Below are 926 nucleotides of genomic sequence, written 5' to 3'. Positions count from 1 at the left end.
TCTATATAGCAACAAATTAAAACTTAACCAATGAAGTTATCTAAATACATCTGTATTGCTGTACTCTTTTTTAGTGGGTCTATGAGCTTTGCTCAGCAGTTACCACAGTTTACACAATATATGTTTAACACCATTTCTATTAATCCTGCCTATGCTGGGAGTAGAGAAACACTTAGTGTCGTTGGACTACACAGAAGTCAATGGGTGGGTCTCGAAGGTGGTCCTGAAACGCAAACGTTATCTGTCCATACGCCTTTAAGAAATGAAAACATGGGATTAGGAATCTCCTTTATCAATGATAAGTTAGGATACGAAAACTTCTCATACCTATATGCTGATTATTCTTATACCATTAAAACAAGTGAAAACACAAAACTAGCCTTTGGGATTAAAGGTGGTGTAACACATTACAGTTTAGATGAAGCGTTATTAAATGATCCATCCGTAGTTGATGATCCTTTTTTTAATGATGTCTCAAACCGATGGAGTCCTAATTTTGGTGCTGGCCTATTTTTACATGCACCTAAATGGTATGTCGGGTTATCCGCACCTAGAATTTTAAATACCGATTATAATAAAGGACGAAATGGAACTTTAGATTACATCGCTTTAGAACGCATTAGCTATTATTTAACCAGTGGATACGTTTTTAATTTAAGTGAAAATACGAAACTAAAACCCTCTGTATTACTTAAAGCAACTAATGGTGCACCTTTATCTTTTGATATTTCGGCTAACTTTTTGTTTAATGAAGTCTTTTGGATTGGTGGTGCATACAGAATTAACGAAAACGCTGCCGCTATAGGTGGTATTGCTGATTTTCAAATATCAAAGCAGATGAGAATTGGTTATGCCTATGAATATCCTATATCGGATTTAGCAGCATACACCAGTGGTACACACGAAGTATTATTAATGTTTGAAGT

The 926-nt window shown here is 35.2% G+C and carries 1 protein-coding gene; it reads left to right on the top strand.

Annotated elements, in window-relative coordinates; genetic code table 11:
* Positions 1–30: 30 nt before the first annotated feature.
* On the top strand, positions 31–926 hold an 896-nt coding region (locus ACJBCC_RS17240; protein WP_407557927.1), incomplete at its 3' end, for a type IX secretion system membrane protein PorP/SprF.

The sequence above is a fragment of the Winogradskyella sp. 4-2091 genome, from assembly GCF_045765065.1.
Lineage (GTDB): Bacteria > Bacteroidota > Bacteroidia > Flavobacteriales > Flavobacteriaceae > Winogradskyella.
Note: the sequence above shows the minus strand (reverse complement) of the source record. Positions and strands in the feature narration are given on the sequence as shown.